This window comes from Pseudomonas sp. 58 R 12 (assembly GCF_900005865.1).
In the GTDB taxonomy this organism is placed as follows: Bacteria; Pseudomonadota; Gammaproteobacteria; order Pseudomonadales; family Pseudomonadaceae; genus Aquipseudomonas; species Aquipseudomonas tritici.
This window is the reverse complement of record NZ_CVTP01000013.1, coordinates 127732-153856: the sequence shown is the minus strand read 5'-3', so window position 1 is coordinate 153856 and position 26125 is coordinate 127732. Positions and strand designations below refer to the sequence as shown.

Below are 26125 nucleotides of genomic sequence, written 5' to 3'. Positions count from 1 at the left end.
AGAGCCAATGTGGGAGCCGGGCTTGCCCGCGATGACGGACTGGCAGTCAGCACGTGTGTTGAATCTGAAACCGCTATCGCAGGCAAGCCAGCTCCCACAATGGATCGCAGTTGTCAGTCCCATCGTGTCAGGCAACAAGATCTGTCTTTTCCTCCAGAAGCGCCGCACACCCACCGGTGTGCAGGTGCTCACCGCGTGAGATTGCGTTATGGATGGTATTTTCCTGCAGCAACTGGTCAACGGCCTGACCCTCGGGTCGGTCTATGGCCTGATCGCCATCGGCTACACAATGGTCTATGGCATCATTGGCATGATCAACTTCGCCCACGGCGAGGTTTATATGATTTCCGCTTACCTCGCGGCGATCAGTCTGGCACTGCTGGCTTACTTCGGCATCGAATCCTTTCCGCTGCTCATTCTTGGCACCTTGGTCTTCACCGTCGTCGTCACCGGCGTTTACGGTTGGGTCATCGAACGTGTCGCCTACAAACCGCTGCGTAACTCCACCCGCCTGGCACCGCTGATCAGCGCCATCGGGATTTCCCTGATCCTGCAGAACTACGCGCAGATCGCCCAGGGCGCCAAGCAACAAGGTATTCCAACCTTGTTGGCAGGGGCCTGGCGTGTCGACATCGGCACCGGGTTCGTGCAGCTCACGTACACCAAGGTGTTCATCCTCGTGGCGGCGTTTGCCGGCATGGCGTTGCTGACCTACATCATCAAATACACCAAGCTCGGCCGCATGTGCCGCGCGACCCAGCAAGACCGCAAGATGGCCTCGATCCTCGGCATCAACACCGACCGGGTGATCTCCTATGTGTTTGTCATCGGTGCCGCCATGGCTGCACTGGCCGGCGTGCTGATCACCCTCAACTACGGCACCTTCGATTTCTATGCCGGCTTCATCATCGGCATCAAGGCGTTTACCGCGGCGGTACTCGGCGGCATCGGCTCCCTGCCAGGGGCGATGTTGGGCGGGATTATCCTGGGTATCTCCGAGTCGCTGTTCTCGGGGTTGATCAACTCTGACTACAAAGACGTGTTCAGTTTCTCCCTGCTGGTGGTGATTCTGATTTTCCGTCCTCAGGGCCTGCTTGGTCGCCCACTCGTGGCTAAGGTGTAAACATGTCTGCTGCCAAACCAATCGATATCAAGAAAAGTGTGGTCGATGCAGTCCTTGCCGGGCTGATTTCGTTGATCATCTTCGGGCCCATCGTTGGCGTTGTCCTCGATGGCTACAGTTTCAACTTGGAACCGGCCCGCGTCGGCGTGATGGTCGCGATTGTGATGCTCGGCCGGTTCGCCATGAGCCTGTTCCTGCAAACGCCCAAGGGTATAAGAATCCTGCAGGGATTCGAGAGCAGCGGCTCCGGCGTGCACGTACAGAAACCGGACTATAAATCGCGGCTGCGCTGGATCATTCCGGCACTGATCGTGATCGCCATCGTGTTCCCGATCTTCGCCAACAAGTACCTGCTGACCGTGGTGATCCTCGGGCTGATCTACGTGTTGCTCGGGTTGGGCCTGAACATCGTGGTAGGCCTGGCGGGCTTGCTCGACTTGGGCTACGTGGCGTTCTACGCCATCGGTGCCTACGGCCTGGCGCTGGGTTATCAATACCTGGGCCTGGGTTTCTGGACGGTGCTGCCACTGGCGGCCATCGCGGCGGCGCTGGCGGGGTGCATCCTCGGGTTTCCGGTATTACGAATGCACGGTGACTACCTGGCTATCGTGACCCTGGGCTTCGGTGAAATCATCCGCTTGGTGCTTAACAACTGGCTGTCGTTTACCGGCGGCCCGAATGGCATGCCTGTGCCGTCACCGACCTTCATGGGGTTGGAGTTCGTGCGCAAGGCCAAGGATGGCGGGGTGCCCTTTCATGAGTTCTTCGGCATCGATTACAACCCTAATTTCAAGTTCATGTTTATCTACATCGTGTTGTTCATCGTGGTGATGCTGGTGCTGTACATCAAACACCGCCTGACCCGCATGCCGGTCGGCCGTGCCTGGGAAGCCTTGCGCGAAGATGAAATCGCCTGCCGCTCCATGGGCCTGAACCACGTACTGGTGAAGCTCTCGGCGTTCACCATCGGTGCGTCGACTGCGGGCCTGGCCGGGGTGTTCTTTGCCAGCTACCAGGGCTTCGTCAACCCGTCGTCGTTTACCTTCTTCGAGTCGGCGCTGATCCTGGCCATCGTGGTCTTGGGTGGCATGGGCTCGACGGTCGGCGTGGTGATTGCGGCCTTCGTATTGACCGTCGCGCCCGAACTGCTGCGCAGCTTCTCCGAATACCGCGTGCTGCTGTTTGGCGTGTTGATGGTGGTGATGATGATCTGGCGACCGCGCGGCTTGATCCGCATCAGCCGTACCGGTGTGACACCACGTAAAGGAGTGGCGCCATGAGCAAGGAAGTCGTCCTTTCCGTTGAGCACTTGATGATGCACTTCGGTGGCATCAAAGCCTTGAGCGATGTGAGCCTCAAGGTCGAACGCAACTCGATCTTCGCCCTGATCGGCCCCAACGGCGCCGGCAAGACCACGGTATTCAACTGCCTCACCGGCTTCTACAAAGCCAGCGGCGGCAAGATTGAACTCAATGTGCGTGGTAAGCAGACAAACGTGATCCAACTGCTCGGCGAGCGCTTCAAAGCCGTCGACTTTGTGTCGCCGAAAAGTTTCCTCAGTCGGGTGTACTACAAGATGTTCGGCGGCACCCACCTGGTGAACCGTGCTGGCCTGGCGCGAACCTTCCAGAACATTCGCCTGTTCAAGGAAATGTCGGTGGTGGAAAACCTGCTGGTGGCCCAGCACATGTGGGTCAACCGCAATATGCTCGCGGGTATCCTCAACACCAAGGGCTACCGCAAAGCCGAAAGCGATGCCCTTGACCACGCTTTCTACTGGCTGGAAGTGGTGGACCTGGTGGACTGTGCCAACCGCCTGGCCGGCGAACTTTCCTACGGCCAGCAGCGCCGCCTGGAGATCGCTCGCGCCATGTGCACGCGGCCGCAGATCATCTGCCTCGATGAGCCGGCAGCGGGCCTCAACCCCCAGGAAACCGAAGCCCTCAGCGCGATGATTCGCCTGCTGCGCGACGAACACGACCTCACGGTCGTGCTGATCGAACACGACATGGGCATGGTGATGAGTATTTCCGACCACATCGTGGTGCTGGACCACGGCAACGTGATCGCCGAAGGCGGGCCGGAAGCGATCCGCAACGACCCGAAAGTGATTGCCGCCTACCTGGGCGCCGACGAAGAGGAGCTGGTATGAGCGGACCTATCCTCGAAATGAAGGACCTGGACGTGTACTACGGTCCGATCCAGGCCCTGAAAAAAGTCTCGCTGCATATCAACGAAGGCGAAACCGTCAGCCTGATCGGCTCCAACGGCGCGGGCAAGTCCACGCTGCTGATGTCGATTTTCGGCCAGCCACGGGCCGAGTCAGGGCAGATCCTCTATAACGGCGTCGACATTACCCACAAGTCGTCCCACTACATTGCCTCCAATGGTATTGCGCAGTCGCCGGAAGGGCGGCGGGTGTTCCCCGACATGACCGTCGAGGAAAACCTGCTGATGGGCACCATCCCGATTGGCGACAAGTTCGCCCAGGAAGACATGCAGCGCATGTTCGAGCTGTTCCCACGGCTCAAGGAACGGCGTACCCAGCGGGCCATGACCATGTCCGGTGGCGAGCAGCAAATGCTCGCCATCGCCCGCGCGTTGATGAGTCGTCCAAAGTTGTTGCTGCTGGACGAACCTAGCCTGGGGCTGGCGCCAATTGTGGTGAAGCAGATCTTCTCGACCCTGCGCGAGTTGGCGGCGACCGGGATGACTATTTTCCTGGTGGAGCAGAACGCCAACCATGCGCTGCGTCTGTCGGATCGGGCGTATGTGATGGTTAACGGTGAGATTCGCCTGACGGGTACTGGTAAGGAATTGTTGGTCAACGAGGAAGTGCGCAACGCCTACCTCGGCGGCCACTGATCTAAATAACGACGCAGCACCCACTGTGGGAGCCCACATAAAAGCGGCTCCCGCAGTCTTTTTAGTGCTATCCACAGACCGTTCTGGAAATTGTGGAAAACAAATCCAGCCGCCCTCTAAAGCGCGACATATAGCCGCCGCAAATCCCTGTTTTGTCACAGTTTTGACTTGTCCCCATCCACTGTGGAACCGGCTGTGGGTAACGTGGGAGTAGCTGGCTGAAAGCCTTTAAAACCGTGGCTTGTAGCGAGTCGGTTGTTTTTTGATCAGCGGCTTTTTCGCGACCGCCCGAGGGCTTTGTCAACCTGTTTAAAGACACAGGTATATGACCGAAATATGTCCCGCCAGCCTGTGGATAAGTCTGTGACTAAACTCTGGAAAGACGGCCGCAGAGGCCGGAATGACTGGCCTGGAGCCATCGTTCTGATTTCCCGCCTGTCGATGGGTCTACATACGGCCCGTCTAAGGTCAAGCAAAAAACTTTCTAAAACCCCCTGTAACCCTTGTGTACAGAGGCCTGGAGCTTTTTGCACTTGCCCCCAAAGACTGTGGGCGCAGTTGTGGATAACCTGCGTGCATATGGCTGCACGCCACGGTTCATAAGGCTTTGCGTGCAATGGTTAAAAAGTGATCAGCTGCACATGAAGTTATGCGCTTAGCGGTTGCCGCCACCGCGGCGTAAGGGCATTCTGCTGGCAACTTTTTTCCCGATGCCCGCAAGGAGAACACCATGTCCGACACGCTGTTTATTACTGGCGCAACCTCAGGTTTCGGCGAAGCCTGTGCTCGTCGTTTTGCCGACGCTGGCTGGAAACTGGTGCTGACTGGCCGGCGTGCCGACCGCCTGAATGCGCTGGTCGAAGAGCTTTCAAAGCAGACCGAAGTGCATGGCCTGGTTGTGGACGTGCGTGACCGCAAGGGCATGGAAGACGCCATCGCCAACCTGCCGCCGTCGTTCGCGAAGCTGCGCGGGCTGATCAACAACGCCGGCCTGGCCGTGGGCACTGACCCGGCGCCCAAGTGCAGCCTCGACGATTGGGAAACCATGGTCGACACCAACATCAAGGGCTTGTTGACCACCACCAGCCTGCTGCTGCCGCGCCTGATCGCGCATGGCCGTGGCGCCGGGATCATCAACCTGGGCTCCATCGCCGGCAGCTACCCGTACCCGGGCAGCCATGTGTATGGCGGCTCCAAGGCGTTTGTTAAGCAGTTCTCGCTGAACCTGCGCTGCGACCTGCAAGGTACCGGCGTGCGCGTGACCAACATCGAGCCAGGCCTGTGCGAGAGCGAGTTTTCGTTGGTGCGCTTTGGTGGTGACCAGGCGCGGTATGACGCGACGTATGCCGGTGCCGAGCCGATTCAGCCGCAGGATATTGCGGACACGATCTTCTGGGTCATGAATACGCCGGCGCATGTGAATATCAACCGGTTGGAGTTGATGCCGGTGAGCCAAACATGGGCTGGGTTTGCGATTGAGCGCGGCGCTAAAGCCTGATTTTGTAGTGAGCGGGCTTGCCCCGCGCGAGGCATGCTCGCTCACTACACATTTCATTGTCAGCCGCCAAATAGGCAGCAAATCGGCCAAAACACGGCATAAGGTACACTCCACCTCTGAAAACCCCTCCGCACTGTGCGGTTTTAAGGTTTTGACAGGAGGAAATGTGAGTAACCGAGGTGAGCAGTCACTGCTCAAACAATCGACCATCCTGATGTTCGCGGTAGCGATCGCCGGGATTGTCACGGGTGTGGTATCTGGCGCCCAATCCATTCTGTTCGACGGCTTTTTCTCGCTGATCGCCACCGCCATCAAGGTGTTGATGCTGATCACGGCCAAGCTGATCGCCAAGAAAAGCAACGAGCGCTTCCAGTTCGGCTATTGGCACCTGGAGCCCATGGTGTTGCTGATCGAAGGCAGTTTCCTGTTGCTGATCGCCATTTATGCGTTCCTCAACGGCGTGTTCGGCATTATCAATGGCGGGCGTGAGATCGAGTTGGGGCTGGTGATCCTCTACGCGGCGGTGTTTACCGTCGTCGAATTCGCCTACTTCTTTTACGTGCGCTATCGCAATCGCACGCTGAAATCATCGCTGATCCAGTTCGACAACATCAGTTGGCTGGTGGACGCGATGCTCTCGGTGGGCTTGCTGATCAGCTTTCTGGCGGCACTGCTGCTCAAGTCCCAGGGCTATGGCGAGTGGGCGGTGTATGTCGACCCGTTGATCCTGATCCTGCTGGCCCTGAGCATGCTGGCGCCGGCGTTCAAGATCCTGCGCCCGGCGTTGCGCGAGGTGCTGGGGATTGCCCCGGACCACCTGGATGACAAAGTGCGCGAAGTGATGGACGCGGCACAGGCCAAGCATGGTTTCGACGACTACGTGTCCTACGTGCAAAAACACGGGCGGGCGCGGTTTATCGAGATTCATGTGGTGCTGCCGGCGGATTATCCGGTGGATAACGTTGCGACCCTGGACGGGCTGCGCGAAGAGATATCCACAGGGCTCGGCACGCCGGATGCGGCGCGCTGGCTGACGATCAGTTTTACGGGGGATCGTAAGTGGATTGCGTGAGGGCAGTTAGACCGAGGTGAAGCCTTCGCGAGCAAGCCCGCTCCCACATTCGACCGCATTCACATGTTGGAACACGGTCAAGTGTGGGAGCGGGCTTGCTCGCGAAGAGGCCCTGAAAATCAGCCGAGAGACCGGATCAGACCCTGATAGCAAGTCGCCAAATGATAAGGCGTAGTCGACGGCATATCCCGTCGACTCACGACGCCCTCGGCATCCAGGCATTCATTCCAACCCTTTTCATGCAAGAAGTGCTGTTGCAGCGCGAGCAGTTGGCGCTGTAGCACCGCTTCGCTGCCTGGCCGCAAGGTCAGTGCCCGCAGGTATTCGGCCTGGGCCCAGATACGTTGAGTGCCGTCGCGTACCGTGCCGTCCAGCGCCAGCATGCCGCTGACCGCGCCGCTTACGTTATCCACACCCTGTTGCTCGGCGTAGGCGAAAGCCCGGGTCAGCGACGCATGCAGCGGCGTACCGCGCAGTACATCTGACGATTCCAGCAAAAAGAACCACTCGAACTGGTGTCCCGGTTCGAACCAGTTATCCATAGCGCCCAGCGGTTTTTCCATCATCACGCCGTGCTGGCGGTCGATGAAGCGCTGTTGCATGGCTGTCGCCAGTGCCAGCAGGGCTGCCCGCACGCGGGCGTCTTCACGCACCGCGAGGGTGGCGAGGAACCCTTCGGCCAAGTGCATCAATGGGTTTTGCAGCGGGCCGGATTCAAGCGATGACCAGTTGCGCTCCAGCACGGCTTCATACAGGCCGTCGCCTGTGGAAAACCGCTCGGCGACCACTTCCAGGGCCGCATTGAGCACCGATTCCACCAGCGGCGCACGCACCTTGGCCCAGTAATGGGCGCAGGCGAAGATGATGAAGGCGTGGGTGTAGAGGTCTTTGCGCTGGTCGAGCGGCTGGCCGGCGGGATCAATGCTGTAGAACCAGCCGCCGTGCTCGGCGTCATGGAAGTGCTGTTGCAGTGAACGGAACAGAACCGCTGCGCGCTCCTCGGCGAAGGCTGCGCCAGGCTCGCCGATCAGGCTGGCAAACAGGTACAGCTGCCGCGCGCAGGCCATGGCGCGGTAGCGTTGTGGGGGCAGCGGCCGGTGATCGGCATCCAGCGCCTCATAGGGCAGTGCCAGCTCGGCGTTCCAGCCCGGGCCTTGCCAGAGCGGTACGATCAGGCTGTGGAAGTGCGTGAGCACGGTGTTCAAGGAGGGTTGGGAAGCGCTGGGCATTGGCTGGCGTCGTCACGGCAGGGGTGTAGGCGCGCATGGTATCAGGCTTGGGTTGTGTGGTGTCTTTGAGACCGCCATCGCAGGCAAGCCAGCTCCCACAGTTTGATGTGCGAACCCAATCAAACGTGGGAGCTGGCTTGCCTGCGAAGAGGCCCTTACAAACGCAACAAAATTCAGCCCGCCAGCAGCCAAACCCCAGTCGCCGCCGACGCCGCCCCTGCAACCCGCACCAACGGCGCCGCAGCCGCCGGCAGGAAGCGCACTACTGCATAACCCGCCGCGTGCAACACGGCCGTTGCGCCTACAAAACCAGCCGCATACGCCCAAGGGTTGGACATGTCCGGCAGCTCCAAACCGTGCGCGACGCCGTGAAACAGCGCGAACAATGCCGTCGCCCCCACCGCCACAAACAACGGCGGTCGCACCGCCAGCGCCACCGCCAGGCCCAGTGCCAGCACCGACGCGGCAATCCCGCTTTCCAGCGCCGGCAATGCCAAGCCCTCAAAACCCAGCACGCCGCCAATCAGCATGGTGCCCACAAAAGTGCACGGCAGTGCCCAGCGGGCGGCGCCTTTTTGTTGGGCGGCCCACAAGCCGACGGCCACCATGGCCAACAAGTGGTCAATGCCACCCAGGGGGTGGCTGATGCCGGCCACCAGGCCGTTGTCGCCGTGGCCCGGGTGAGCGAAGGCGAGGGCGGGGGCCAGCAGCAGGGCGGCGGCGGTGAAAAGTTTCTTGAGGCTCATAAACGGGCTCCTTGGGGGTTGGTCAGGCGGCGGTCAGCAGGCCTTGGCGTTCGATAAAGGCGACGATGTCATCCAGGCCGACACCGGTTTTCTGGTTGCTGAACACAAAGGGTTTACCGTTGCGCATGCGCTGGGTGTCGCTGTTCATCAACTCCAGCGAGGCGCCCACCAGCGGTGCCAGGTCGATCTTGTTGATCACCAGCAGGTCGGATTTGCAAATACCAGGCCCGCCCTTGCGTGGCAGCTTGTCGCCGGCTGACACATCGATTACGTAGATGGTCAGGTCCGACAGCTCGGGGCTGAAGGTGGCCGAAAGGTTGTCGCCGCCGGACTCCACCAGGATCAGGTCCAGGCCGGGGAAACGGCGGTTGAGCTGATCCACGGCTTCGAGGTTGATCGAGGCGTCTTCACGGATCGCCGTGTGCGGGCAGCCACCGGTTTCCACGCCGATGATGCGCTCGGGTGCCAAGGCTTGGTTACGCACCAGGAAATCGGCGTCTTCGCGGGTATAGATGTCGTTGGTGACTACTGCCAGGTTGTAGCGGTCACGCAGCGCCAGGCACAGCGCCAGGGTCAGGGCCGTCTTGCCGGAGCCCACCGGGCCGCCGATACCAACACGCAAAGGTTGTGAGTTCATGTAGGTGTTCTCCTAGGAACGGAACAGGCGGCTGTACTGGCGCTCGTGGGCCATGCACGCCAGGGACAGGCCGAAAGCGGCGCTGCCGAAATGGGTAGGGTCGATGCGGCTGGCGTCCTGCTGGGCTTGTTGCAGCAGCGGCAGCAGTTCGCTCGTCAGGCGCTGGGCGGCTTGCTGGCCCAGGGGCAGGGTTTTCATCAGCACGGCCAGTTGGTTTTCCAGCCAGCTCCACAACCACGCGGCGAGGGCATCGGCGGGGCTGATGCTCCAGGCGCGGGCGGCCAGGGCCCAGCCCAGGGCCAGATGCGGCTCGGTGCACCGCTCAAGAAATGCGCGGGCGGCGTCGTCCAGTTCCGGCAAGCCGCTGAGTAATTGCTGCAGCGAGTAGCCCATCTGCCGGCTCTCCTGATACAGCTCGCGGGTCTCGCGGCTGGCGCGATGCTCATCACACCATTGCGCCAGGCGCGGCCAATCCTCATCAAAGGCCGCTTGGCAGTGCGCGAGCAGCAACGGTGCTTCGAAACGCGCGAGGTTGAGCAGCAACTGATCGCTGATCCAGCGTCGTGCAGTGGCCGCATCATTGACGCGACCGTTCTCCACCGCCATTTCCAGGCCCTGGGAATAGCTGTAGCCGCCAATCGGCAATTGCGGACTGGCCAGACGCAGCAGCGCCCAGGCTGGGTTCATAGACGCACGCCGAACTGATGCAGCTTGGGTGGGTAGTTGAAATCTTCATCGCCATGGCGCGAGTGATGGTGGCCGCCGCCGTAAGCGCCGTGCTCCGGCTGGAATGGCGCTTCAATAGTTGCGGTCTGCGCGCCCAGCTGTTCGAGCATGGCCTTGAGCACATAGTCGTCCAGCAGGCGTAGCCAGCCGTCCCCTACCTGCAACGCCACATGGCGGTTACCCAGGTGATACGCCGCGCGAGTCAGTTCAAATGCGCTGCTGCAGGTGACGTGCAGCAAATGTTCAGGCCGGGCGCATACGCGTACGACGCGTCCGTCTTCAGCCTGTAGGAATTCGCCATCGTGCAGCGGCGGCTGGCCGCGCTCCAGGAAAAGGCCGACGTCTTCACCGTCGGCACTGAAACAGCGCAGGCGACTTTTGCTGCGTGCTTCGAAATTCAGCAGCAACTCGGCGGCCCAGAGGGCTTGAGGGGCGATTCGTCGGTGGATCACCAGCATCAGGAAGCTTCCAGCTATGAGCGATGAAACAGCTAGAGCAAGGGCCTTGCCAATGTCGATAGAGAGTAGGAATTGCCTGTAGGCAAGGACGATGGCGCCACTAAATGGAGCGAGGAGCAATTCTCTGTGTGCGCCAAAGTGGTGCGTATTTTTATAGGTTGCACGCGTGGTGGGCGTTTTCAGATTTTCCCTACAGGGTATGAGGATTCGGCGTTCATCAAGTTACCTGCAAGATCATTAGCCTGTGCGCCGTGTTTAATCTACCGCGACGTTCATCATGTTCAAGTCATTTTGTTGTCTGGTTATTGTCAGTCTGTCTCTCGCTCTTTCATCGGCTTCGGCCAATCTGAACTCCCATCCCTCTTTCACCGCGTCACCCAAAGAAGCGTCTATCGAGGATGTGGTCGACCGTGCCCACGAACTGTTAGGTACGCCTTACAAATGGGGCGGTACCTCGGCAGAGCAGGGTTTCGATTGCAGCAGCCTGCTGGTGTATCTGTTCAAGACTCAAGCCAATATCCGAATACCGCGCACCACGGCGGCAATGCAACGTTCGACGGCCGCGACCATCAAGCGCAACTCGCTCCAGCCCGGCGATGCGGTGTTTTTCAAAGGAAACGGTAGCGGCCAGGTCAGCCATGTGGGCCTTTATATAGGCGAGGGCAAATTTATCCATTCACCGCGCAGCGGCAAAAACATCCGTATCGATTCGCTGAGCAACCGCTATTGGAACAAGCACTACACCACGGCCAAGCGTTTCCATTCGGCAGGCTAATTGCGTTATTCGGTGCTGCCCAGGCCTTGCCAGTGCTTCAAACCGATAAAGATAAAGCGCAATTGCTGGGTGATTTTCGCCTGCGGCGTGAGGTGGGCGGGCAGGGCGTGGGCTGGCGGGTCGATGATGTCGGGAAGGGTGGCGAACACACTTTTGACGATCAAGTCCGCCATCACGTGCAAGCCTTCAGCGTCCAGGTGCTGCAGTTTGGGCATGAAAGTGAGGTCAGCCGCCAGGTCGCGAGTGATGTCTTCGCGCAGCGCCGCGATGGCTTGGCGCACGGCGAGGCAGCCGCCGTATTGCTCGCGGGCGAGGAACAGGAATTGCGAACGGTTGGCCGAAACCACATCGAGAAAGATCCGCACGGAGGCATCGATAATGCCGCCCATCACGAATTCGTTGTGGCGCACCAGGCGGATCGTAGCGCGAAAGGTCTGGCCGACTTCACTCACCAACACGAGGCCAAGCTGGTCCATGTCGGCAAAATGGCGATAAAAACCGGTGGGCACGATGCCAGCTGTCTTCGCCACTTCGCGCAGGCTCAGGCTACCAAACCCACGGCCACATTCCATCAGATGGCGGGCTGCGTCCATCAAGGCGAGGCGGGTCTGTTGCTTTTGTTCGGCGCGGGGCAGCATGGGCGGGCAGGCTTTGTTGGCAAGTACAGCGACGCACTCTAGCAAAACAGCTTTGCCGGCGTCGAACTTGGCGGGGAAGTACGTGACGCGATCTACAGGAAAGCAAAAGCCCGATCGACGGATCGGGCTTTTTTCTGGGCCACCACGGGTTAGCTCTGTGCTTGATGCAGTTCTTGCAGACGGTCAGCACCGCCCTCAGCAACACCTTCGGTGTAGGCGCGTTCGTTGGCTTGTTCAGCACCGCCTTCAACCAGGCCTTTTTGTTCCAGGCGATCACGGCCACCTTCGGCGACAGCATTGCGTTCCAGCAGGCGATCCGCACCACCTTCAACCAGACCTTTCTGTTCCAGGCGGTCGCGGCCATTTTCGGTCAGGCCTTCGGTGTAAGCGCGTTTGTTGGCTTGCTCCGAACCATTTTCAGCAACAGCGCCTTTGGCGTAGTCACGGTTCTCTTCTTCTTGCGAGCCGCTGCGCGCTACGGTCTGGCTGAAATGCACCGCGTCGGCTTTGACTTGTGGGGTGGCCTGTTCAACGGCTGGCAGGGCAAAGGCACTGGAAGCCAGGATGGACAACAGGACGGTAGCGAGTACTTGGCGTTTCATGATGGGTTGCTCCTTGGGAGGGCGATAAAGTGGGTACAGGGCTAATGCTACTCTCGATAAGTCGATATAAAAGTTCATAAACACAATGGTAATAATCAACAGAATTGATTGTTCTGGGCGGAGGCTCTAGATCGGGCCTCTCAAGCACGCGGTTTTGCACCGGTGTGGGTATTTTCGACACGCACATGGGTAACAATGGTGCGCTGTCGTAGGGGGATTCTGTCGAAGTGGTCAGAAATTGAGGTTTTTCCCGGCAAATGGCCGATTGGGTTAAACCCCCAAGCGGTTTGCCAGTCGTAGTCGTATAAGCTGTCCATAAAGGCTGTGACCCAGCCAGTCGTATTCAGGAGTCCTGTGCAATGACGCGCACTCGTAAAATCGTCGCTTGGTGCTGCGCCAGCTTCGTTCTGTTAATCGCCGTGGTGGTATTGGTTCTGGTGTTCTTCGACTGGAACCGCATCAAGCCGCCCCTCAATGCCAAGGTTTCCGAAGAGCTGCATCGACCGTTTGCCATCAACGGCAACCTGGCGGTGGTGTGGGCGCGTGAGCCCGACGAAGGCGGTTGGCGCGCCTGGGTGCCGTGGCCCCATGTGATTGCCGAAGACCTGACCCTGGGCAACCCCGACTGGTCGAAAACCCCGCAAATGGTCACGCTTAAAAAGGTCGAATTGCGCATTTCGCCGCTGGCGTTGCTGGTGCAGCGCGTGGTGATCCCGCGCATTGACCTCACTGAGCCGAGTGCGCAATTGCAGCGTCTGGCCGACGGCCGCGCCAACTGGACCTTCAAGTTCGACCCCAAGGACCCGAACGCCGAACCCTCCAACTGGGTGGTGGACATCGGCGCTATCGGCTTCGACAAAGGCCACGTGACCCTCGACGACCAGACCCTCAAGACCCAGCTGGATGTCATCATCGACCCGCTGGGCAAACCCGTGCCCTTTGGTGAAATCGTTGGCGACGCCGATGCCAAGAAGGCTTTGGAAAAAGGCTCGGCGCCGCAGGACTATGCGTTTGGCCTCAAGGTCAAAGGCCAGTACCACGGCCAGAAACTCGACGGCACCGGCAAAATCGGCGGCCTGCTGGCGTTGCAAGACGCGGCCAAGCCGTTTCCGTTGCAGGCTCAGGTCAAGATTGCCGACACCAGCATCGCCCTGGCCGGCACCCTCACGGATCCGCTGAATCTGGGTGCCCTAGACCTGCGCCTGAAACTCGCAGGTTCCAGCCTGGGCAACCTCTACCCACTGACCGGCGTGACCCTGCCGGATTCGCCGGCCTATTCCACCGATGGTCACCTGATCGCCAAGCTGCACGAAGCCAGCGGCGCCTCGTTCCGCTACGAAAACTTCAACGGCAAGATCGGTAACAGCGATATTCACGGTAGCCTTGGCTACGTCGCCAGCCAGCCGCGCCCCAAACTCAGCGGCGCGTTGGTGTCCAACCAACTGCTGATGACCGACCTCGCGCCCCTGATCGGCGCCGACTCGAATGCCAAGCAAAAAGCCCGTGGCGGCGACAGCAAACAACCCGCGACCAAAGTGCTGCCGGTGGAAGAGTTCCGCACCGAGCGCTGGCGTGTCATGGATGCCGATGTGGAGTTCACCGGCAAGCGCATCGTGCACAGTGCCGATCTGCCCTTCACCGACCTCTACACCCATGTGGTGCTCAATGACGGCGAACTGAGCCTGGAGCCCCTGCGTTTCGGCGTGGCCGGCGGCAAGCTGGATGCACAGATTCGCCTGAACGGGCGCACCGCACCGATGGAAGGTCGCGCCAAACTGACTGCGCGTAACTTCAAGCTCAAGCAGTTGTTCCCGACATTCGAACCGATGAAAACCAGCTTTGGTGAGCTCAACGGCGACGCCGACATTTCCGGTCGCGGCAACTCCGTGGCGGCACTGCTGGGCACCTCCAATGGTGACCTGAAGATGCTGATCAACGACGGCGCCATCAGCCGTGGTCTGATGGAAATCGCCGGGCTTAATGTGGGCAACTACGTGGTGGGCCGACTGTTTGGCGACAAGGAAGTGAAGATCAATTGCGCCGCGGCGGACTTCGGCATCAAGACTGGCCTGGCGACGACGCGGTTGTTTGTGTTTGATACCGAGAACGCCATTATCTATATCGATGGCACGGCGAACATGGCCACGGAGCAACTGGACTTGACCATCAACCCCGAATCGAAAGGTTTCCGACTGTTCTCCCTGCGTTCACCGCTGTACGTCAACGGGCCGTTTATCAAGCCGAATGCCGGTGTGAAAGCCATTCCTCTGGCGCTGCGTGGCGCGGGCATGGTGGCGCTGGGTGTGATCGCAGGGCCTGCGGCCGGTTTGCTGGCATTGATCGCACCCAGCGCCGACGCGCCTAACCAGTGCGCACCTTTGCTGCAACAGATGCGGGAAGGCAAAGCACCGAAAACAGTCAAAGGGTGATTGCTGAAAATCACCCACTTGCCCATTAATCAAACGATGTGTCGCAACAGCGCTAGCGAACATTCTGCGCCAGCGGTGTTGCGACCCTAGGCAATCTGGGTCGCAAACCTGCCCACCGCATCGACCACTCGTTTGGCGCCATCCTGAATCTCAACAATGACGTGGCCCGCCTGGGTGGCGAGTTCAAGACCTTGCTCTGCCTGGGATTTGCTGTTTGCCATCTCGGCGACGGTCTCATCCACCAGCTTCTGGTTCTGCAAGACAACCGATGCAATTTCTTCGGTAGCCGTGCTGGTACGCCCAGCCAATTGCCGAACCTCATCCGCCACGACCGCAAAACCGCGCCCCTGCTCACCTGCGCGCGCGGCTTCAATCGCAGCGTTCAATGCCAGCAAGTTGGTTTGCTGGGCAATACTACTGATCGTCTGGATGATCGAGCTGATCAACAATGACTGCTTGCCGAGCGCTTCAACGCCGCCAGAGGCCGCCTGCATATCAACGGCGACTTTACGCATGGTGTGCATCGTGTCGTTAACCACGACGGCGCCGCGCTGAGCCGTCACGTCAGTCTGCTGGGAGATTTCAAATGCAGTTTGGGCGGCTTCACTGACGGCTTGTTCACGGGCCACCTGGTCGGTGACCACCGTTGCAAACTTAACGACCTTGCAGAGTGTGCCTTCGGTGTCGTACACCGGGTTATAAGTCGCCTCCAGCCATACAGTCTGACCGCGACTGTCCATTCGTTCGAAGCGGCCAGCAACAAATTCACCCTTGTTCAGCGTTGACCAAAAATCCTTGTAGTTCTGCGACGAAGCTTCTTCTGGCTTGCAGAAAATACGGTGGTGACTGCCTTTCGCTTGGCTCAAGTTGTAGCCCATGGCTTTTAAAAACTGCTCATTCGCCATGAGCACATGCCCGGATAGATCGAACTCGATCACCGCCGTCGAACGCAGCAGCGCGTCAATGAACGAGGCGTTTTCCGAGGCTTTTTCTACGCGGGACGTAATGTTGGTCGCATAGCAAGCGATATGACTTAACCGGCCAGTCGCCTCGGTTATGGGCTGCCAATGAGCATGAATCCACACTAACGAACCGTCAGCATGCAGGTAACGGTATTCGTCAGAGATCGATTTACCTGCGGCGACGGCGGCTCGAAAGTTGTGAAAGCACGGCAGCTTGGAGACGTACTGGGGAACGATATCGGCCATGGCACGGCCCAGAAGCTGATTCTGGGTGTAGCCCAAGGCCTGTGCGAAATTGTCGTTGCAGGCGGTAATTTTAAATGTCGAATCGATACTCAGCGTCAGCATTTCATGGCTGAGTCCATCACGCAGTTGGCGCAGCTGCGCCAGCTCGGCTGTCTGAGATTGAAGCTGGTTCTTGATTTTGGTATTGAACATGGGAAAACCGCCTGTTGGGTCTTGATAAGGCTATCGGCAAAGTCAGCAGCTTGTTGGTCCTTTGCGACGCCTAAGCAGCGCTGAAGAACGCAACTTTCGCAGTAAGGCGATCCGCCAACTGCGCGAGTTCCATGCTCGCCGTTGCCACCTGGCGTGAGCCAGTGGCGGACTGCACGGTGGATGCGTGAATACGGTTGATGTTTTGCGCCACGTCTTCGGCCACGCTGTTCTGCTGCGAGGAGGCACTGGCGATTTGGGCGTTCATGTCGCTGATCGCACCCACCTGCTCGCTGATCTTGGCTAACGCACTCTGCGCCCTACGGGTTTGCGCCACGGTTTGGCTTGCCAGCTCGCAGCTGTCACGCATGGTTTGCGAGGCGGTTTCAGTGCCCACTTGCAGCGTGCTGATCATCTCCCGAATTTCCTCGGTCGACCGCTGAGTCCGGTTGGCCAGCGAGCGCACCTCATCGGCGACTACCGCAAACCCGCGCCCATGCTCTCCAGCCCGCGCGGCCTCAATGGCGGCGTTCAGGGCCAGCAAGTTGGTTTGCGCAGCGATGGAGTTGATAACATCGATCACTGACTCGATCTTTTCGCTGTGTTTGGACACCTGGTTCACAGTGCCTGTGGTCTGCTCCAGCGTGACGGCCAGTTGTTCGATGGCCAGTGTGGTGCTAGCCACCAATCGATTGCCGCTTTCCACTTCTATATCAGCCAACCGGGAAGCCTCAGCTGCCTGCGCGGCATACCCTGAGACTTCATTCACCGTTGCCGCCATTTGCGTGATGGCGGTGGCCACCTGCTCGGCTTCACGGGTTTGCAGGCTGATCTGGTCATTGTTGGCCGAGGAAGTGGCAGACAATTGAGTCGACGAGTGATTGACCTCTTGGGCCGCCCTGCGCACTTGCTGGATAGTCTCTGCCAGGTGGCTAAGTGCGTCTTTCAATACGCCCATCACGCTATTGGGGTACTTCGTGGCTATCGTCTGGTTCAGATCACCCGCTGCCAACCGCGCGATGGCCAATGCAACTTCCGTAGGCTCTGCGCCCAGCGTGGAGTTGACGAAGCGAATAATTACCGCCGACAACATAATGCTCAACAACAGGGCAATGCCGGTCGCGATGATCATCAGCGTACTGAACTGGCTGGCGGTTGCTTGCACCGCGCCAAGCTTCGCCTTGATTGACGCCTCTTCATAGTCGATCAGCGCATTCACGCGCTTGAGCCACTCGCTGTATTCCAAAGACGTTTGACGCATCAGCAGCGCTTGGGCGCCCGGAATATCGCCCGCTTGGCGCAGGGAGATTATGGCCTGGGTAGATGCCAGGGTTTGTTGTTCGATGGCCTTGATGGCGCTCAGTAATCGAACCTCTTCGGCGGTGACGCGGGTGCCCTTGAACAGCTGGTCCATAGGGGCCGCCGAGTCGGAGTAGGCCTTTTCCAGGGCTCGAATCTCATCCAAGTGTTTTTCCAGGTCCGCGTTGTTCGCCACCAGCACTGCATCCCGGATCGCAATGGCTCGGTTATGCACGCTGCCGCGGAAATTGATTGCGTAGCGCTGTACCTTCGCAGCGTTTTCGCTGACGTCGCCCAAGGTGGAATCAATAAACGCCACGCGCTGAATGCCGATGGCAGTGATCACTACAAGAAGCGCCAGGATGGCCGCGAAGCTAAGCCCTATACGTGTGGCCAACGAAAGCGTTTTCTTCATGGCTAGCTCGGAAATTCGCCCTGCACTGGGCTGAGTTGATGCGGATGACGCGAATGGCGCTATTAGCCGCTCACGTTGAGTTCATTGACGATACGTCGGTGCAATAAGGGCCATCCAGTTAGCAATACTCACTGCATTGATAGCTATGTGCTATCGGGCAGGGTCGCCGAGCAGGCTCCATCAAAAAACTAAATTCACAGCGGCGTGGGTGCCCGTTGTCAGCGATGGATTTTGAGCCTATCGTGCCATTAAACTTATACAGGATGCATATCATTGTACAAGAATTAGCGGTGACCACTGACGCTTTATTTTGATGGTGAGTGCCCACTTTGCGCTCGAGAATCAGTTGCGCGGCGATGTGGCGTCAGCCTCGCTGTAGTGGCACTTTCTGATGCGTCACGGTAACCGCCCACACAGACAAAAAGGGCGCGCTGGTTATCCAGCGCGCCCTTTTTGGTATTCCGGTTTTTTTGGTATTACAGGCTTTCGAGAATATCCGCCATGTCGTCGGCGTGCTCTTCTTCCTGGGCCAGGATTTCCTCGAAGAGACGGCGCGTGGTCGGATCTTTGTCACCGATGTACTGGATGATTTCACGGTAGCTGTCCACCGCGATCCTTTCGGCCACCAGGTCTTCGTAGACCATTTCCTTCAAGCTGTTACCTGCCACGTATTGAGCGTGGGAGTTTTTCGACAGCAGATCCGGGTTGAACTCCGGTTCGCCGCCCAACTGCACGATGCGCTCGGCGAGTTTGTCGGCGTGCTCGGCTTCCTGGGTGGCGTGCTCGAGGAACTCTTCTGCGGCTACATGGGCTTTGACGCCGCTGGCCATGAAGTAATGGCGCTTGTAGCGCAGTACGCAGACCAGTTCGGTCGCGAGCGAGCCGTTGAGCAAGCGGATGATTTCTTCGCGGTCGGCGTCGTAGCCTTCGGTCACGGCACCGTTTTCGACGTTCTGGCGGGCGCGTTGGCGCAGGGTTGCTACGTCAGTCAAGTTTGCTTCAGTCATCTCAATCTCCTGGTGCTAATCCGGTTTTACGCCACGCTCTACCGGCGTGATCGCTCCAAGTTGTGAGTGTTGGCTGCAGCAAAAAGTTTTATCGGATTTCACAAGGCGTGCCCGGACAGCCTGACTTCCTCCTGCATCCACTGGAAAAACGCCCGTACCGGCGGGTGACGCTCACGGCCCGGTACACACAGCGCGCTGTAACCGGCACCGCCTACGCTGATCTGTGGTTGGAAAGGCACCAGCAAGCCCGTGGCAATGCTCTCCGACACCAGAATATTGCTGGCCAGGACCAAGCCCTGACCGGCGATGGCCGCTTGCAGCGCGTAGTGTTCTTCGTCGTATTCACGCAGTGCCGGCGCGTCCTCCAACCAGCGTTCCCCGGCCTTTTCACACCAGGCTTGCCACCCCAGGGCATAGAGCCTGGAGTTGTGCCAGCGCACGCTGATCAGCGTCGGCACCTGCGTGTGGGCCAGCGCCACTTGTTCGGGGGAGCCGTACACCGCAAATCGCTCATCGAACAGGCACAGGCCGTAGAGGTTGGGGTAGTCATCGAGGCTGTAGCGGATTACCAGATCGACGCTGGCGTCTTGCTGCAGGTCAACGACGTCGCACTGGGTATCCAGGCGCAGGTTGATCCCCGGATGAGCGGCATAAAAACGTCCCAGCCGCGGCACCAGCCATAACGCGGCAAAGGCCGGCGTGGTGGACAGGGTAAGGTGCCCAGCGCTGCGTTGTGGGCGTAAGGTGTCAACGCTTTGCGCCACATCCAGCAAGGCGCCGTGCAGGCTGTGGAACAGCCGTTCGCCACACGCCGTCAGGCGTACCTGGCGCGGTAGGCGCTCGAACAGCGGCACCCCTAGCCAGGTTTCCAGGCTGCGTATCTGGTGGGACACCGCTGTGGGCGTGACCGACAACTCCTGGGCCGCCGCCTTGAAGCTCAGCAGACGCGACGCCGATTCAAAGGTGCGCAGGGCAGTGAGGGGCAACGAGGCAAACATTCTGGCTCCATGGATGAATTCAATTCATCCAGATCAACTATTGCTCATTTGTTGGAAGCTGCGTGCAGCACTAGATTTGCAGGCAAGAGCAGCGACCATACAGGTTGCCTGAGTCTAACGCGCGAAGGTCCTACAGATGAAAAAAATGCTAGTTGTCCATGCCAGTCCCCGGGGCGAACGCTCTCACTCCCGGCGCCTGGCCGAATCGTTCCTGGACGTGTGGCAGGCCGCCAACCCTGGTGCGCAGATCACCCGTCGCGAAGTCGGCCGGGCCTTCATTCCCCACGTCAACGAAGCGTTTGTGGCGGCGAATTTCTACCCCGAACCGCACTCTCTGCCCCGGGTCATGAAAGCTGACCTGCAGCTGAGCGATGAACTGGTCGGCGAGTTGATCGACCATGAAATCCTGGTGATTTCCATGCCCCTGTATAACTTCGGCGTACCCAGCGGTCTCAAGGCTTGGATTGACCAGATCGTGCGCATGGGCCTGACCTTTGACATCACTCAAGACAGCCAAGGTATCGCGCAGTACCAGCCTTTGCTCAAAGGCAAGCGTGCATTGATCATTACTAGCCGAGGCGGTAATGGGTTTGGTCCGGGTGGCGAATATGAATGGATGAACCATGCCGATCCGCACCTGCGCACCGTGCTGGGTTATATCGGTATTGACGATGTGCGGGTGATCGCCGCCGAGGGTGAAGAGTCGGACAAGAGCGTTTTCCTGCGTGCCTGCGAGGAGGCCGAACGCCAGTTGCACGATCTGGCCGGGCATTTTTAAAGAGCCCGCGTGTCACGGATTGGTCATGGTGCGGTCATGTCGATTTATGCAGTGTTGGTCTAGGATGGATTTATCGTACTGAGACCAGGATGTCTGCTCCATGCCCCACTCCCTTGCCACGCGTTATCCCCTGGTGCTGGTGCCTGGCATGCTCGGGTTCGTGCGCCTGGGGCTGTTCCCGTACTGGTACGGTATCGTCCCGGCACTGCGTGCGGGTGGCGCCCAGGTGTATCCCGTGCAGGTGGCACCGCTCGATTCCAGTGAAGTGCGCGGCGAGCAATTGCTGGTGCAGATCGAGCGCATCCGCCGCGAGACCGGGGCCGACAAGGTCAACCTGATCGGCCACAGCCAGGGCTCGCTCACCGCGCGATATGCGGCGGCCAAGCGACCGGAGTGGGTGGCGTCGGTGACGTCGGTGGCTGGGCCTAATCATGGCTCGGAGCTGGCCGACCATATCCACACCCATTATCCCGTCGACGGCGCCAAGGGCCGGATCATGAGCGCGCTGTTTCACCTGGTCGCCTGGGTGATGGGCGTGCTGGAAACCGGCTATCGCGGTCCGCGCTTCAAGGCGGATCTGCAGGCGTCCCATAGGTCCCTGACCAGTGCGGGGGTGGCGCTGTTCAATCAGCAATATCCACAAGGATTGCCCGAGACCTGGGGCGGGCAGGGCGCCGAAGAGGTCAATGGGGTGCGCTATTACTCGTGGTCCGGCACCTTGCAGCCGGGCATCACTGACCGTGGCCGTAACCTGTTCGACGGTACGCACCGCAGTTGCCGTTTGTTCGCCCGCAGCTTTGTGCGGGAAAAGGGCCAGTGCGATGGCATGGTCGGGCGCTACAGCTCACACCTGGGGGTGGTGATCGGTGATGACTACCCCTTGGACCATTTCGATATCGTCAACCAATCGCTGGGTCTGGTGGGTAAGGGGGCCGAGCCTATTCGGTTGTTTGTCGAGCATGCACAAAGGCTTAAGGCTGCTGGGGTGTAACTGTGGGAGCAGGCTGTGTTCAGGCAGTACTGACGGGGGTAGTCCAACGCTCCGACAAAATCACCCCGCCCAACGTCAGCAAGCCGCCCACCAGGTGGTACAGCGCCAACTCTTCCTTCAACACCACCGCTGCAATCAGCGCGGTAATCAACGGCAGCAGGTTGAAAAACAGCGTGGTGCGGCTCGGGCCCAAGGTCTTCACCGAATGCATCCACGCCAGCGGCGCCAGCATCGAGGCCAGCAGGCACGCATACAGCACCAGCGGAATATTCGCCCAGCCAAGGCCGGCTTTTGCCGAGAACAGGAACAGCGGAAACAGCACCACCACGGCCACCAGCACCTGCAAATACAGCAACACCAGTGGTGGCAGGCGCAGTTGCCATTTTTTCAGCAGGGTGCTGTAGACCGCGTAGGCCAGGGTGGCGACCAGCATCATGCCGTCACCCAGGTTGACCCCGTGTTGCAGCAGTGCGCCCAGGCTGCCCGCCGACACCACCACGACTACGCCGGCAAACGACAGCACGGCACCGGTCAATGCGCCGTAGGTCAGGCGCTGGCCAAGGCTGATGATGGCCGCCGTGAGTGCCATCAACGGCATCAGCGACAGAATGATGCCCATATTGGTGGCGGTGGTTAGCGAGGCGGCGTAGTACGCGAGGCTCTGGTACACCGCCATGCCGAGCACGCCGAGGATGAAGATCTTGCCCAGGTTCGGGCGGATCAACGGCCAGTTGTCAATCACCGGCTTGAGCATGAACGGCGTAAACAGCAGCGCGGCCAGTAACCAGCGGTAAAACCCGATTTCAGCGGGGAAGATCGAACCCACCGCCAGCTTGTTGACCACGGTGTTGCCGGCCCAGATAAAAATGGCCAGCAGGGGATAAGCGTATTGCATCGAAAGAAACCAGGCGTGTTGATGAGGCAGGATTATCCCTTGTCTGGATTGAAGCTTATACTGCGATCCAGACAAATGACCTCTGTATCCAGACAATATGGCCAAGCACAACGTACGCCTTCAGGATTTCCCCCAACTGCCCAGTCCGGTGTACTTCCGCTATTCGGATTTCGCCCCGGACACCGAATGCACCCCACACCAGCATTTCTGGGGCTCGCTGGATTACTCCGCCAGCGGCGTGATGCGCATGGAAGTGGCCGGCAGCCGCTTCATGTCACCGCCGCAATACGCGGTGTGGGTGCCGCCGCACACCGAACACAGTTCCTACAACGCCGAGGCGATTGTCTACCACTCGGTGGGCCTTGCCCCGGAACTCTGCGAGGAACTGCCGCAACAGCCTTGCACCCTGGCCATCAGCGATATCCTCAAGGCCATCCTTCGCGACTTCGCACAGCGCGACGTAAATATGCCGCAGAGCGCATCCGATATCCGCCTGGCCCAAGTGCTGGTGGACCAGCTCAAACAGGCGCCGATCCACGAGTGCTTCCTGCCCTACGCCCGCCACCCTGGGGTGCTCGGCGTATTGGAAGGCATGCAGGCCGACCCCGCAGACAACCGCCCCCTGGCGCATTGGGCCGAGCAGGTACACGTGAGCGAACGCACCCTGGCGCGTCAGTTTGTGCGCGAACTCGGCATGAGCTTTGGTGAATGGCGCCAGCGCCTGCGCTACCTGGCGGCCATCGAAGCCCTCGACAGCGAGCGCAGCGTGCAACATGTGGCATTCGACTTGGGCTACAGCACCGCCTCGGCCTTTATCGCCATGTTCCAACGCCAGGCGGGTTGTACCCCGGAGCAGTATCGGCGGACGCATATACGCAGTCGGTGAAGATGTAACAGGTTTTGACTACACTGCTGGAAGGCCGTGCCCTCCGGCACGGTAACAGGGAGAAAACTCCATGAAGATGCTGCGAATTCCGCTGTTGATGATGGGCCTGCTGCTGTGTTCCCAGGGCTTTGCCGCCACCGCCCAGCAAAACAAAATGACCACCTGCAACGCTGAAGCCTCCACCAAGACGCTCAAGGGCGACGAGCGCAAGGCCTTCATGAAAACCTGCCTGTCGGCCCCGGCGGCCAACGACGCCAAGACCCTGACCCCGCAGCAGCAGAAGATGAAGGATTGCAATGCATCGGCGAAAACCAAGGCGCTGACGGGCGATGCGCGTAAAACCTACATGAGTACTTGCCTGAAAGGCAGCTGAGTGCGCGAATCCCCCTGTGGGAGCGGGCTTGCTCGCGAAAGCAGTTTTTCGTTCAACACATCAGTGACTGAACCACCGCATTCGCGAGCAAGCCCGCTCCCACACTGACCGTGTTCACAACACTAAGACCTCTCGCTTGATTTCCCCAAGGCTGGCAGACTGCCCATCCTTTAACGCCGTTCGTTTTTGAGGCTGTATGCCAACGTTTTCTCAGCGTCATGTGTTGTTGCTGGCCAGCTACATCATCATTTTCGGCGGGTTGCTGCTGGTACTGCCGCTCAAATTGCTGCCCAGTCTGCTGGCGGGTCTGTTGGTGTTTGAACTGGTCAACATGCTCACCCCCCAACTGCAACGGCTGATCGAAGGCCGGCGCGCGCGTTGGCTGGCGGTGGCTCTGCTTGGCACCCTGATCGTCAGCGTGCTGACCCTGATCTTTGCTGGCGCCATCAGCTTCCTGCTCCACGAAGCGGAAAATCCCGGAGCTTCCCTCGACAAATTCATGGGCGTGGTCGACCGCGCGCGCGGCCAACTGCCGCCGTTTCTCGATGCTTACCTGCCCGCCAGCGCCGCCGAATTCCGCGTGGCCATCGGCGATTGGCTGAGCAAACACCTGAGCGAACTGCAGCTTGTTGGTAAGGATGCCGCGCATATGTTCGTCACCCTGCTGATCGGCATGGTGCTCGGCGCGATCATCGCCTTGCAGCGCGTGCCCGACCTGACCAAACGCAAACCCCTGGCCGCCGCCCTGTTTGATCGCCTGCACTTGCTGGTCCAGGCCTTTCGCAACATTGTTTTCGCCCAGATCAAAATCGCCGCACTCAACACCGCCTTCACCGCCGTGTTCCTCGCCGTGGTGCTGCCGCTGTGCGGGATTCACCTGCCGCTGACCAAAACCCTGATCGTGCTCACCTTCCTGCTCGGCTTGCTGCCGGTGATCGGCAACCTGATGTCCAACACCCTGATCACCATCGTCGCGCTGTCGCTGTCGATCTGGGTAGCAGTGGCGGCGTTGGGGTATCTGATTGTTATCCACAAGGTCGAGTACTTCCTCAACGCGCGGATCGTGGGTGGGCAAATCAGTGCCAAATCGTGGGAACTGTTGCTGGCGATGCTGGTGTTTGAAGCCGCGTTTGGTTTGCCGGGGGTGGTGGCGGGGCCGATTTATTATGCGTATTTGAAGAGTGAGCTGAAGCTGGGCGGGATGGTCTAGGAATGCTGTCCAAAGGCTTGGTGTTCGTTGCACTGGCGCTGCTTGCCGGGTGTGCGCCCTCGCATTCCGCATGGGTATCCAGTCGAGATGGCTCGAATGGCACCCCGATGGACTCACATATCCGTACTATCTGCTCCCAATCACCTGGGAAATGCTCGGATTCGTTCTGGTCGCCCGTCAATCAGAACCGAGTGTTTGACCGCGTTGTGGAAGAGGGTCAGGGCAAGCGCTACTACATCACGTGGATACGTGACTGCCGTTATTCCGTTTGGGTGGATGAAAACAGGGTGGTCAAGTCCTGGCGGTATGAGACGGAAAATACCGGAAGTTGCTACATTTTCTAGGTCTGGTGCGCGATGGACGCAGATCAAAATGTGGGAGCGGGCAACCCCCCCACATTAGTCATGCTGTGTTGGCGACAAAGGGGCAGATCAGCAGCCGTATCGCTTGCTCGCCTCAATCGCCAACCCACTGCCGATGCTGCCAAAGATATTCCCTTCCACATGCCGCGCATTCGGCAACATCGCCGAAATGCTATGGCGCAGTGCCGGAATCCCGCTGGAACCGCCGGTAAAGAACACCGTGTCCACCTGCGCCACACTGACCGATGCATCGTCGAGCAACTGCGTGACACTGCCGCGCACGCGCTCCAGCAAGCCATCGATGGCCGACTCGAACAGTGCTCGGCTCAGCGCTACGCTCAGCCCCGGCTCAACCCGGTCCAGCGCTACATGGCGGCTGTCTTCATGGGTCAGCTGGATCTTGGTTTCTTCCACTTCCATCGCCAACCAGTGCCCGGCGCGCTGTTCGATCAGCTTGAACAGGCGATCGATACCACCGGTGTCCTCGATGTCATAGCGCATGCTGCCCAACGCCAGCTGGGATTTCTGCGAGTACACCGAGTTGATGGTGTGCCAGGTGGCCAGGTTCATGTGATGGCTGGTGGGCATGTAGGCGCCACTTTTCATGCGGCTGCCGTAACCGAACAGCGGCATCATGCCTTGCAGGCTCAGTTGCTTGTCGAAGTCGGTACCGCCGATGTGCACGCCGCCGGTGGCGAGGATGTCATCGTGGCGGT

24 protein-coding genes and 4 pseudogenes are annotated in these 26125 nt (G+C 59.4%); 13 read left to right on the top strand and 15 right to left on the bottom strand.

Annotation, left to right across the window (positions count from 1 at the left end; translation table 11 throughout):
* Positions 1 to 208: 208 nt before the first annotated feature.
* The 6 genes from BFP95_RS07030 (at position 209) to BFP95_RS07005 (ending at position 6558) form a co-directional block, all read left to right on the top strand.
* Positions 209 to 1123 carry an ABC transporter permease subunit gene (locus BFP95_RS07030; protein ID WP_048727385.1) on the top strand — a complete coding sequence of 305 codons (915 nt, stop codon included), beginning with the start codon at positions 209 to 211 and terminating at the stop codon, positions 1121 to 1123.
* A gap of 2 nt (positions 1124 to 1125) precedes the next feature.
* Positions 1126 to 2403, top strand: a complete 1278-nt coding sequence (gene livM, locus BFP95_RS07025) for a high-affinity branched-chain amino acid ABC transporter permease LivM (RefSeq protein ID WP_065874339.1) — start codon at positions 1126 to 1128, stop codon at positions 2401 to 2403.
* The gene (locus BFP95_RS07020; RefSeq protein ID WP_049710276.1) at positions 2400 to 3275 is read left to right on the top strand and encodes an ABC transporter ATP-binding protein; all 876 of its coding nucleotides are present in this window, start codon (positions 2400 to 2402) and stop codon (positions 3273 to 3275) included. The genes livM and BFP95_RS07020 overlap by 4 nt, the downstream gene beginning before the upstream one ends.
* On the top strand, positions 3272 to 3988 hold the full coding sequence (locus BFP95_RS07015) for an ABC transporter ATP-binding protein (RefSeq protein WP_065874337.1): 717 nt from the start codon (positions 3272 to 3274) through the stop codon (positions 3986 to 3988). The genes BFP95_RS07020 and BFP95_RS07015 overlap by 4 nt, the downstream gene beginning before the upstream one ends.
* A gap of 730 nt (positions 3989 to 4718) precedes the next feature.
* On the top strand, positions 4719 to 5486 hold the full coding sequence (locus tag BFP95_RS07010; RefSeq protein ID WP_049710274.1) for an SDR family oxidoreductase: 768 nt from the start codon (positions 4719 to 4721) through the stop codon (positions 5484 to 5486).
* Positions 5487 to 5652: 166 nt separating this feature from the next.
* Positions 5653 to 6558, top strand: a complete 906-nt coding sequence (locus tag BFP95_RS07005; protein ID WP_065874336.1) for a cation diffusion facilitator family transporter — start codon at positions 5653 to 5655, stop codon at positions 6556 to 6558.
* A gap of 119 nt (positions 6559 to 6677) precedes the next feature.
* On the opposite strand, the gene BFP95_RS07000 is transcribed toward BFP95_RS07005, so the two are convergent.
* The 5 genes from BFP95_RS07000 to ureE form a co-directional block, all read right to left on the bottom strand.
* Positions 6678 to 7787, bottom strand: a complete 1110-nt coding sequence (locus BFP95_RS07000; RefSeq protein ID WP_065909670.1) for an AGE family epimerase/isomerase — start codon at positions 7785 to 7787, stop codon at positions 6678 to 6680.
* 173 nt (positions 7788 to 7960) lie between these two features.
* The gene (locus BFP95_RS06995; protein ID WP_065874334.1) at positions 7961 to 8533 is read right to left on the bottom strand and encodes a HupE/UreJ family protein; all 573 of its coding nucleotides are present in this window, start codon (positions 8531 to 8533) and stop codon (positions 7961 to 7963) included.
* 22 nt (positions 8534 to 8555) lie between these two features.
* A complete protein-coding gene (ureG, locus tag BFP95_RS06990) occupies positions 8556 to 9170 on the bottom strand; it encodes an urease accessory protein UreG (RefSeq protein ID WP_065874333.1) in 615 nt (204 codons plus the stop codon).
* Between the two features lie 12 nt (positions 9171 to 9182).
* Positions 9183 to 9857 carry an urease accessory protein UreF gene (locus BFP95_RS06985; RefSeq protein WP_065874332.1) on the bottom strand — a complete coding sequence of 225 codons (675 nt, stop codon included), beginning with the start codon at positions 9855 to 9857 and terminating at the stop codon, positions 9183 to 9185.
* Complete coding sequence (ureE, locus tag BFP95_RS06980) at positions 9854 to 10354, bottom strand: urease accessory protein UreE (protein ID WP_010213559.1); 501 nt, start codon at positions 10352 to 10354, stop codon at positions 9854 to 9856. Before ureE ends, BFP95_RS06985 begins: the two co-directional genes overlap by 4 nt.
* Before the next feature lie 277 nt (positions 10355 to 10631).
* On the opposite strand from ureE, the gene BFP95_RS06975 reads away from it, so the two are divergent.
* Positions 10632 to 11129 (top strand): C40 family peptidase, encoded by a 498-nt coding sequence (locus tag BFP95_RS06975; protein ID WP_065879915.1) that lies wholly within the window; start codon positions 10632 to 10634, stop codon positions 11127 to 11129.
* 5 nt (positions 11130 to 11134) lie between these two features.
* Here the strand turns inward: BFP95_RS06975 and BFP95_RS06970 are convergent, their stop codons facing one another.
* Positions 11135 to 11767: a TetR family transcriptional regulator gene (locus BFP95_RS06970; protein ID WP_049710266.1), complete on the bottom strand. Its 633-nt coding sequence runs from the start codon at positions 11765 to 11767 to the stop codon at positions 11135 to 11137.
* Positions 11768 to 11916: 149 nt separating this feature from the next.
* Positions 11917 to 12369, bottom strand: coding sequence for a hypothetical protein (locus BFP95_RS06965; protein WP_065874329.1), 453 nt, complete (start codon positions 12367 to 12369; stop codon positions 11917 to 11919).
* A gap of 359 nt (positions 12370 to 12728) precedes the next feature.
* Here BFP95_RS06965 and BFP95_RS06960 point away from each other — a divergent pair, with 359 nt between their 5' ends.
* Entirely contained in the window at positions 12729 to 14798 is a 2070-nt protein-coding gene (locus tag BFP95_RS06960; protein ID WP_065889084.1) for an AsmA family protein, read from the top strand.
* 86 nt (positions 14799 to 14884) lie between these two features.
* Here BFP95_RS06960 and BFP95_RS30275 read toward each other — a convergent pair.
* From BFP95_RS30275 to BFP95_RS06940, 6 genes and pseudogenes are all read right to left on the bottom strand, one after another.
* Positions 14885 to 15319, bottom strand: a pseudogene (locus tag BFP95_RS30275) (methyl-accepting chemotaxis protein); the annotation flags it as partial.
* A 102-nt stretch (positions 15320 to 15421) separates the two neighbouring features.
* Positions 15422 to 16108 (bottom strand): annotated as a pseudogene (locus tag BFP95_RS30270) (PAS domain-containing protein); the annotation flags it as partial.
* 160 nt (positions 16109 to 16268) lie between these two features.
* Positions 16269 to 16790, bottom strand: a pseudogene (locus BFP95_RS30265) (methyl-accepting chemotaxis protein); the annotation flags it as partial.
* A 609-nt stretch (positions 16791 to 17399) separates the two neighbouring features.
* Positions 17400 to 17909 (bottom strand): annotated as a pseudogene (locus tag BFP95_RS30260) (MCP four helix bundle domain-containing protein); the annotation flags it as partial.
* A 476-nt stretch (positions 17910 to 18385) separates the two neighbouring features.
* Positions 18386 to 18916, bottom strand: coding sequence for a ferritin-like domain-containing protein (locus BFP95_RS06945; RefSeq protein WP_065874325.1), 531 nt, complete (start codon positions 18914 to 18916; stop codon positions 18386 to 18388).
* 98 nt (positions 18917 to 19014) lie between these two features.
* Positions 19015 to 19914 (bottom strand): LysR substrate-binding domain-containing protein, encoded by a 900-nt coding sequence (locus BFP95_RS06940; RefSeq protein WP_065874324.1) that lies wholly within the window; start codon positions 19912 to 19914, stop codon positions 19015 to 19017.
* 136 nt (positions 19915 to 20050) lie between these two features.
* On the opposite strand from BFP95_RS06940, the gene BFP95_RS06935 reads away from it, so the two are divergent.
* Together BFP95_RS06935 and BFP95_RS06930 are read left to right on the top strand one after the other, a co-directional pair.
* Complete coding sequence (locus BFP95_RS06935) at positions 20051 to 20692, top strand: FMN-dependent NADH-azoreductase (protein WP_065874323.1); 642 nt, start codon at positions 20051 to 20053, stop codon at positions 20690 to 20692.
* A 100-nt stretch (positions 20693 to 20792) separates the two neighbouring features.
* On the top strand, positions 20793 to 21683 hold the full coding sequence (locus BFP95_RS06930) for an esterase/lipase family protein (protein WP_065874322.1): 891 nt from the start codon (positions 20793 to 20795) through the stop codon (positions 21681 to 21683).
* Positions 21684 to 21702: 19 nt separating this feature from the next.
* Here BFP95_RS06930 and BFP95_RS06925 read toward each other — a convergent pair whose 3' ends face one another.
* Positions 21703 to 22578 (bottom strand): DMT family transporter, encoded by an 876-nt coding sequence (locus BFP95_RS06925; RefSeq protein ID WP_065879918.1) that lies wholly within the window; start codon positions 22576 to 22578, stop codon positions 21703 to 21705.
* A gap of 97 nt (positions 22579 to 22675) precedes the next feature.
* Here BFP95_RS06925 and BFP95_RS06920 point away from each other — a divergent pair, with 97 nt between their 5' ends.
* From BFP95_RS06920 to BFP95_RS06910, 3 genes are all read left to right on the top strand, one after another.
* The gene (locus BFP95_RS06920) at positions 22676 to 23464 is read left to right on the top strand and encodes an AraC family transcriptional regulator (RefSeq protein WP_065909668.1); all 789 of its coding nucleotides are present in this window, start codon (positions 22676 to 22678) and stop codon (positions 23462 to 23464) included.
* A 70-nt stretch (positions 23465 to 23534) separates the two neighbouring features.
* Entirely contained in the window at positions 23535 to 23837 is a 303-nt protein-coding gene (locus BFP95_RS06915) for a PsiF family protein (RefSeq protein WP_065874319.1), read from the top strand.
* Positions 23838 to 24033: 196 nt separating this feature from the next.
* A complete protein-coding gene (locus tag BFP95_RS06910; protein WP_065874318.1) occupies positions 24034 to 25047 on the top strand; it encodes an AI-2E family transporter in 1014 nt (337 codons plus the stop codon).
* 431 nt (positions 25048 to 25478) lie between these two features.
* On the opposite strand, the gene BFP95_RS29980 is transcribed toward BFP95_RS06910, so the two are convergent.
* Positions 25479 to 26125: Hsp70 family protein (locus tag BFP95_RS29980; RefSeq protein WP_256534141.1), on the bottom strand; the 647-nt coding region annotated here is incomplete at its 5' end.